Raw genomic sequence first — 8,001 nt, 5'->3', positions numbered from 1 at the left:
GGGGGGGGGAAAAAAAAATTAGAGAAGCGCTTTTGAGGCAATATCGTGCCTAAAGAACATGTGCGGAAGTTCCAGCTTGTCTAATATGTTGTAGACGTTATTTTGCGCATCTGCCACATCGCTTCCGTGAACCTGCACCAACGCTACGCGTCCGGAAGAAGTTACGAGATTACCGGTTCCTTCCTCGCTTTTAACTCCCGCAAAATACACGTGCTGACCTTGCTTTTCGTCAACAGGAATGTGTGGAAGCGGGGTGCCAGTGACTAGCGTTCCAGGGTAGCCTTCGCTCGCAATGATTACGCCGAGCGTAACGCCGCTATTTTTCCAAGTAAAAGTTGGGGTTTTATGCTGCAAAATATTCCAAATCGCTTCACCGAAGTCCGAAGTTAGGCGAGGAAGTACCACTTCCGTCTCCGGATCGCCAAAGCGCGCGTTAAACTCAATCACTTTCGGACCGTCAGCAGTATCGATTAAGCCAGCATAAAGCACGCCGGTAAAAGGCGTTCCTTCTTCAGTTAATCCTTCGACAGTTGGGCGCACAATTTCATTAATAGCGCGCTCAACCGTTTCGCTGCTAATCTGCGGCACAGGGCTATACGCTCCCATTCCGCCAGTATTTGGACCTTTGTCGCCATCGTATGCGCGCTTATGATCCTGCGAAATTGGCATAACCCAAAAATCAGTGCCGCTTACAAAACTCATAAGCGAAAACTCTTGACCTTGCAAAAAGTCTTCAATAACAACCTTCGCACCAGCCTGACCAAAACGATGGTCGACGAAAATATCTTCCAAAGCTTCAACCGCTGTTTGCTCATCCATCGCAACCGTAACGCCTTTTCCGGCAGCTAAACCGTCGGCTTTAATCACAATTGGAGCGCCATGCTCAAGCACGTAGGCGCGTGCCGGCTCTAGTGCGTCAAAGGTTTGGTAGGATGCGGTCGGAATGTTATGGCGAGACATAAGCCTTTTGGCGAAATCTTTAGAGCCTTCAATTTGAGCCGCAGCCTTGTTTGGGCCGAAAGCAGCAATTCCATGCGCTTCAAAATCGTCCACAATACCGTTCATCAACGGCACTTCAGGGCCTATGAACGCATAGTCGTAGCCGTTATTAGTAACAAACTTTATGAGAGCGTCATGATCTGAAACGTTGATTGGTTCCACGCGAATACCGTCGGCTGCAATACCAGGATTTCCAGGTGCGACGGTAACTTCTTCGACGCTTTCACCTTTAAGAAGCGTGTGTGCAATTGCGTGTTCGCGTGCGCCGGATCCAACAACTAAAACTTTCATGACGATTCCTTCCGTTTTGGCTTTGCTTACTAGTTCGTACTCGATGTGACCTTAAGTTTGGTGGGAGAGGGTGCTCTAGTGTAGTTCTACGGCCTCATTCCCGCGCTGAATCATACTGCCAATAACATAAGCTGCTTCGTTATGCTCGCTTAGGATACGCAAAACCTCATCGGCTTTTTGAGCATCGACAGCAAGAACCATGCCAATGCCCATGTTGAAAACGTTAAACATTTCAGCGTGAGCAACTTTGCCAGCATTTTCAATAACACCCAAAATAGGCGGAACTTTCCAGCTATTAGTGTCGATTTTTGCAGCCAAATCATCCGCATACATGCGTGGAATGTTTTCAATAAATCCGCCGCCGGTAATATGAGCAACTCCCTTAATAAGATGCTCCGCAAACAGTGGTTTCAAGGCTTTTACGTAAATGCGCGTAGGCTCAAGCAAGACTTCGCCAACCGTTTTTCCGTCCAATTCGTCAAGTTTAGTATTTACGTCCAAGCCGGCTTCTTCAAACAAAGCTTTGCGTACCAGCGAGAATCCGTTCGAGTGCACTCCAGAAGAAGGCAATCCAATAAGTACGTCTCCGGCAGCGATAGTAGATCCGTCAACAATATTTGAACGTTCCGCAACACCAACCGCAAAACCGGCAAGATCGTACTCGTCTTCGTCGTACATTCCCGGCATCTCAGCAGTTTCGCCACCAATTAAACCAGCTTCAGCTTGAACGCAACCGTCTGCAACGCCCGCAACAACCTGCTCAAGAAGCGCAGGATTATTTTTTCCGCAAGCAATATAGTCGAGGAAGAACAGCGGCTCTGCACCTTGAGCTGCAATGTCGTTTACGCACATGGCAACGCAATCAATGCCAATCGTATCGTGCTTATTCATCATTTTGGCAACCATAAGCTTGGTTCCAACGCCGTCTGTGCCGGAAATTAGCACAGGCTCTTTGTAACCGAGGGATGCCAAATCAAACAATCCGCCAAATCCGCCAATGCCACCCATAACGCCTGGGCGCTTCGTGCGATTCACATGCGATTTAATGCGACGCACTACTTCGTATCCTGCTTCTACGCTTACGCCAGCTTCCTCATATGCGTGTGGCATTTTTATTCCTTTCGTAACTGTGCTGTAATTGTGCTGTACCTGTACTGTAAATGTACTATACGTATCTTCTTAAGTTTTATTAATATTTACTTATATTTATTAATATTTACTAATAAATTACAGTAAATAAGTAAAATATTAAGTTATATAAGACTTTCGTGCGAATATTTACTATTCTGCTTCACTTCTTGCAAATGCTCGCGCTCTTGCGGAGTAAGCGAAGCCAAAAACTCATCGCGATAATCGTCCAAAGCAGTAGGATAGTCGCCGTTAAAATAAGCCACGCATAAGCCGCCGTAAGGTGCCGGCTTGTGCAAACCAATTGACTCAACCAAACCGTCCAACGACAAAAACGCTAGCGAATCAGCATTAATATACTCGCGAATCTCCTCAACTGAATGTTTAGCGGCAATCAATTCCTTAGTAGTTTGAATATCAATACCGTAGAAACACGGGTACTTAAGAGGAGGTGAAGAAATACGCATGTGCACTTCTTTAGCACCAGCTTCTCGAAGAAGCTGTACAATACGCTTCGAAGTGGTTCCGCGCACAATAGAATCGTCAATAACAATAACGCGCTTGCCAGCAACTACGCCGCGTACTGCAGACAGCTTCATACGCACGCCTTGCTCACGAAGTTCCTGTGTAGGCTGAATAAAAGTGCGAGCAACGTACTGATTCTTAATCAAACCCATTTCGTTAGGAATTCCCGTAGCCTCAGCAAATCCTGCGGCCGCAGAAAGAGACGAGTTCGGTACGCCAATCACCATATCGGCGTCGACAGGGGATTCTTTGGCTAAGCGAATGCCCATGCGCTTTCTTGCAGAATGAACATTAATGCCATAAATATTAGAATCAGGGCGAGCGAAATAAATAAACTCCATAGAGCACACCGCATGCTGAACATGGTCGGTGTAGTGCTCAATCCTATAGCCTTCGTCGTTAATAACAATAATCTCGCCCGGCTCAATATCTCGAATAAACTCGGCACTTACAATATCCAATGCACAAGTTTCAGAAGCAAGCACATAAGCGCCATTTTGCATGCGACCAAGCGAAAGAGGGCGGAAACCATTAGGATCCGTAGCTCCAATTAAAGCATCCTGCGTTAGCAGAAGGTAAGCAAACCCGCCATGAACCGTACGCAACGCTTCCTTAAGACCTTCCATAAACGTTGGTTTATTTGAGCGTCTGATTAAGTGCATGAGTATTTCAGTGTCGGAATTTGAGTGGAAAATAGCGCCATTATCTTCCAAAGAATTGCGTAAGCTAGTGCAATTCGTCAAGTTTCCGTTATGTGCTAGAGCAACGTCTCCGTCGTGGAAGCGGAATAAGAAAGGTTGAATATTATCGACACTTCCCGAGCCTGCAGTAGCGTAACGAACGTGACCAATAGCGCAGTTTCCTGTTAAGCGCTCCATAACCTGCTCATTGCTAAAAACTTTCGTAAGTAAGCCTAGCCCGCGGTATCCGTGTAACTGGCCGTGATCGTTTGAAACAATGCCAGCGCCTTCCTGGCCACGATGCTGCAATGCGTGCAAACCAAAGTAGGTGAGTCTCGCAGCATCAGAGTGACCCCACACGCCAAATACGCCACATTCTTCGTTAATATCTTCAAGCTCTGCAGACATCTATACCCCCTCGATGGTGAGTTTGACAACGAAATTCATAACAGCGACCATTCACGCAGTAAAGTAGTGAACGCCAGCGTCGAACAAAGGCTGTTCATGGAAATCAGGAATATTCACGTACAAGCCTTTTCCTGCTCGCTCGCAATGTCCCATCTTTCCAAACACGCGGCCATCAGGGCTAGTAATACCCTCTACAGCCATAACAGATCCGTTCGGATTAACATTCAAACTCATACTTGGAACGCCATTACTGTCGACATATTGCGTGGCAACCTGACCGTTATTAATAAGATTCTCCATAACTTCAGGCGTAGCAATAAAACGTCCCTCGCCGTGAGAAATAGCAACCGTATGAACATCGCCAACCTGCGTATTTGCCAACCAAGGTGACATGTTGGACGCAACTCTTGTGCGCACAATACGGCTCTGGTGACGGCCAATCGTATTGTAAGTAAGCGTTGGGCACTGCTCGTCAATAGGAACAATATCTCCAAACGGCACCAAACCCAGCTTAATAAGCGCTTGGAAGCCGTTGCAAATACCCAACATTAAGCCGTCTCGATTATTAAGCAAATCGCGCACAGCGTCCGTAACTGCCGGATTCCTGAAGAAAGCAGTAATAAACTTTGCGGAACCATCCGGCTCGTCGCCGCCTGAGAAGCCGCCAGGAATCATAACAATTTGGCTCTTCTTAATTTCGTCCACTAACTGTTGAGCGGACTCGGCAATATCGCGCGCGCTCAAATTATTAATAATCAGCGTATGAGCGTCGGCACCAGCCTTTTCAAAAGCAGCTTGAGTGTCGTATTCGCAATTGTTGCCAGGGAAGACTGGGATTATAACGCGCGGGTGCGAAAGCGGCGTAATCTTTGTGCGCACGTGATTTTTAGTAGAAACATTGGTTTCGTTAATAGTTTCTACAATTTCGCCAGGCTTTTTATAAGGGAAGATTGAAGCAAGCTCATTTTCCCAAATCTTCTGCAAATCGCTTAATTCAACGCACTCGCCAGAAGCGGAGGTAATCGTGTAATCTTCGCTAGTTTCGCCAATTACTTCAACGTTTACCAAGTCTGAATCTGCTGAAGGAATGTCGGCATCTTCCGCAAGTTCCGCAAAGAAACTTCCGTACGCTGGCTTAAACAAATCGTTGTCGCTTACTGTACTGTTCAAACGCAAGCCAATATGATTGCCCAACGTCATCTTAAACAGGATTTCAGCACTTGCACCGTAGCCAGGCGTAGACACAGCAAGAAGTTGCTTGTTTTTCGTAAGATTTTCTACAATATTGAGAATCTTCAGGAAACTTTCTCTTTCTGGAGTAATTCCGTCGGATTTATATTGAGGAGCAATGCGCACCACGCGATGGTTTACGCCCTTAAATTCCGGGGAAACAACAATACGTGCATCGCCGGTTGAAACAGCAAACGAAATTAAAGTTGGTGGCACATCCAAATTCTCAAAACTACCGCTCATAGAATCCTTGCCACCAATAGCACCCACGCCAAAATCAAGCTGGGCGCTTAAAGCACCGAGAACGGCTGCAGCAGGCTTACCCCAGCGTTCTGGAACGTCGTTTGGCTTACCAAAATACTCTTGCAAACTCAAGTAAGCACGTTCTCGAGTGAAACCGCTTGCCACGAGCTTTGCCAAAGACTCAACAACAGCCACATAAGCCCCAGTAAACTGGTTCTTCTCCATCAAATACGGATTAAAGCCCCACGCCATTGCAGAAGCAGTGTTCGTTTCGCCAAATACTGGGAATTTCGCAACCATTGCCTGAGCTGGAGTGAGCTGACGGCGGCCGCCAAACGGCATGAGTACCGTTGCGGCACCAATAGTGGAATCGAAGCGCTCCGCCAAGCCCTTATTAGAAGCGACATTAATGTCTGCAACAAGATTGCGCATGCGCTCGCTCAGCGATGCGTCAGACTGACTTTGCCATGGGGTTTGGTACGACTCGCCGGATTCAATGTGCAAAGTCTGCTGTTTTGGAGCACCGTTAGAAGCCAAGAACGCGCGGCTTAAATCAACAATAGTTTTTCCACGCCACGTCATGCGCATGCGAGCTTCTTCAGTAACCGTTGCCACGACTGCTGCCTCAAGATTTTCTTCACGAGCATACTTAAGGAATTCTTCAGCATCGCTTGCGGCGACGTCTACAGCCATGCGCTCCTGAGATTCGGAAATAGCGAGTTCCGTACCGTCAAGTCCCTCGTACTTTTTAGAAACTTTGTCGAGATTAATAATTAATCCGTCTGCAATTTCGCCAGTTGCCACCGATACGCCGCCCGCACCAAAATCGTTACAGCGCTTAATAAGTTGGCAAGCGTCTTTTCGTCGGAACAATCGTTGCAATTTGCGCTCGATAGGAGCGTTACCTTTTTGAACTTCAGCACCACATTCGTCGATACTTTCAACGTCCTGAGCTTTTGAAGCGCCGGTAGCGCCGCCGATTCCGTCGCGTCCGGTGCGACCGCCCAGAAGAATAATCACATCCCCAGGTGCAGGCGTTTGCCTACGTACGTGGTCGGCTGGGGTAGCGGCAACAACCGCGCCAACTTCCATGCGTTTAGCAACGTAACCCGGGTGATACAGTTCGTGAACTTCGCCTGTTGCTAAGCCGATTTGATTGCCGTACGAGGAGTAGCCGGCAGCTGCAGAAGTTACGATTTTTCGTTGTGGAAGCTTACCGGTTAAGGTTTCGCTTATTGGGGTGCGTGGATCGGCGGCGCCCGTTACGCGCATGGCTTGATACACGTAGGATCTGCCGGAAAGAGGGTCTCGAATACATCCGCCAATGCACGTTGCCGCGCCACCAAAAGGTTCGATTTCTGTAGGATGATTATGCGTTTCGTTCTTGAAGAGGAACAGCCAATCTTCATCGTGGCCGTTCACATCAACCTTAACTTTTACCGTGCAAGCGTTGATTTCTTCGGATTCGTCCAAATTTTTCAGCTCGCCGGTTTGTTTCAAATATTTTGCACCAATTGTTGCCATATCCATTAAGCAGATTGGCTTACTTTCGCGGTTAAGTTTGCTTCTTAAGGAAAGGTAACGTTGGAACGCTTCTTGTACGGTTTCGTCGTCGATAGTGATATTGGTAAGTTCCGTACCAAAAGTTGTGTGACGGCAGTGATCGGACCAATACGTATCAATTACGCGAATTTCGGTAATAGTAGGGTTGCGTTGTTCGTAACGGAAGTATTGCTGGCAGAATTGCGCATCTGCTAAATCCATTGCCAAGCCGCGCGTACGAATAAAATCTTGTAAGCCTTGATCGTCCAAATCGTTAAAGCTACTTAACACTTCCACGTCCGCTGGGACAACAGCCTCATGCTGTAGGCTCGTTACCTCATCGAGAGAAGCTTCGCGCGCTTCGACGGGATTAATAACATAATGCTTAATCGCGTCCATAGCTGCTTCGTCAAGATTGCCTTGTAACGCAATGATTTTAGCGCTGCGCACGTTCGGGCGCTCGCCTTGACTAATCAACTGTATACATTCGCTAGCGGATTGCGCTCGCTGATCGAACTGTCCTGGCAAGTATTCAACAGCGAATACGTGCTCGGTAGTGCTAATTGGCAAATAGTCGTAGGTGTTGTCAACAGGAGGTTCACTGAACACTGTTTGCACGGCGGTATGGAACAAATCCTCCCCAATACCTTCTACGTCATAACGGTTAATAATTCGTGCGGAAGTAATCGCGCTTATGCCAAGAATTTCCTTAAGCTCGTGCAGAAGCTGTTGAGCTTGAACGTCAAAACCAGTGCGCTTTTCTACATATACGCGAAATACCACGAGAAACCTACCTTATTGAGTGTGCGGTACGAGTGTAGTGTTTATTTGTGTCGGTTACTATGTAATTATTTTAAGTTATGTAATTATCTTAAGTTATGTAATAAGCCGTAGCGTAAGAACAATGCGACTTACCGGCAATGAGATTGGCTGCTTTATTACTGTATTACTGTAA

At 47.1% G+C, this 8,001-nt stretch carries 4 protein-coding genes; all 4 read right to left on the bottom strand.

The window, feature by feature from the left end; translation table 11 throughout:
- Positions 1 to 18 precede the first annotated feature (18 nt).
- Positions 19 to 1,290 carry a phosphoribosylamine--glycine ligase gene (purD, locus tag AXE77_RS02115; protein WP_116711898.1) on the bottom strand — a complete coding sequence of 424 codons (1,272 nt, stop codon included), beginning with the start codon at positions 1,288 to 1,290 and terminating at the stop codon, positions 19 to 21.
- A 75-nt stretch (positions 1,291 to 1,365) separates the two neighbouring features.
- Positions 1,366 to 2,400: a phosphoribosylformylglycinamidine cyclo-ligase gene (gene purM, locus AXE77_RS02110; protein ID WP_116711897.1), complete on the bottom strand. Its 1,035-nt coding sequence runs from the start codon at positions 2,398 to 2,400 to the stop codon at positions 1,366 to 1,368.
- A gap of 143 nt (positions 2,401 to 2,543) precedes the next feature.
- On the bottom strand, positions 2,544 to 4,031 hold the full coding sequence (purF, locus tag AXE77_RS02105; RefSeq protein WP_116711896.1) for an amidophosphoribosyltransferase: 1,488 nt from the start codon (positions 4,029 to 4,031) through the stop codon (positions 2,544 to 2,546).
- Positions 4,032 to 4,082: 51 nt separating this feature from the next.
- A complete protein-coding gene (locus AXE77_RS02100) occupies positions 4,083 to 7,829 on the bottom strand; it encodes a phosphoribosylformylglycinamidine synthase (RefSeq protein WP_116711895.1) in 3,747 nt (1,248 codons plus the stop codon).
- Between the last annotated feature and the right edge of the window lie 172 nt (positions 7,830 to 8,001).

This window comes from Gardnerella massiliensis (assembly GCF_003408845.1).
GTDB classification, from domain to species: Bacteria; Actinomycetota; Actinomycetes; order Actinomycetales; family Bifidobacteriaceae; genus Bifidobacterium; species Bifidobacterium vaginale_H.
The sequence above is the reverse complement of the archived record's forward strand: the minus strand, read 5'-3'. Positions and strand labels throughout refer to the sequence as shown.

Excerpts from the sequence above, each read along its gene's own strand:
- purD (WP_116711898.1), bottom strand. The coding sequence starts at position 1,290 with ATGAAAGTTTTAGTTGTTGGATCCGGCGCACGCGAACACGCAATTGCA.
- purM (WP_116711897.1), bottom strand. The coding sequence starts at position 2,400 with ATGCCACACGCATATGAGGAAGCTGGCGTAAGCGTAGAAGCAGGATAC.
- purF (WP_116711896.1), bottom strand. The coding sequence starts at position 4,031 with ATGTCTGCAGAGCTTGAAGATATTAACGAAGAATGTGGCGTATTTGGC.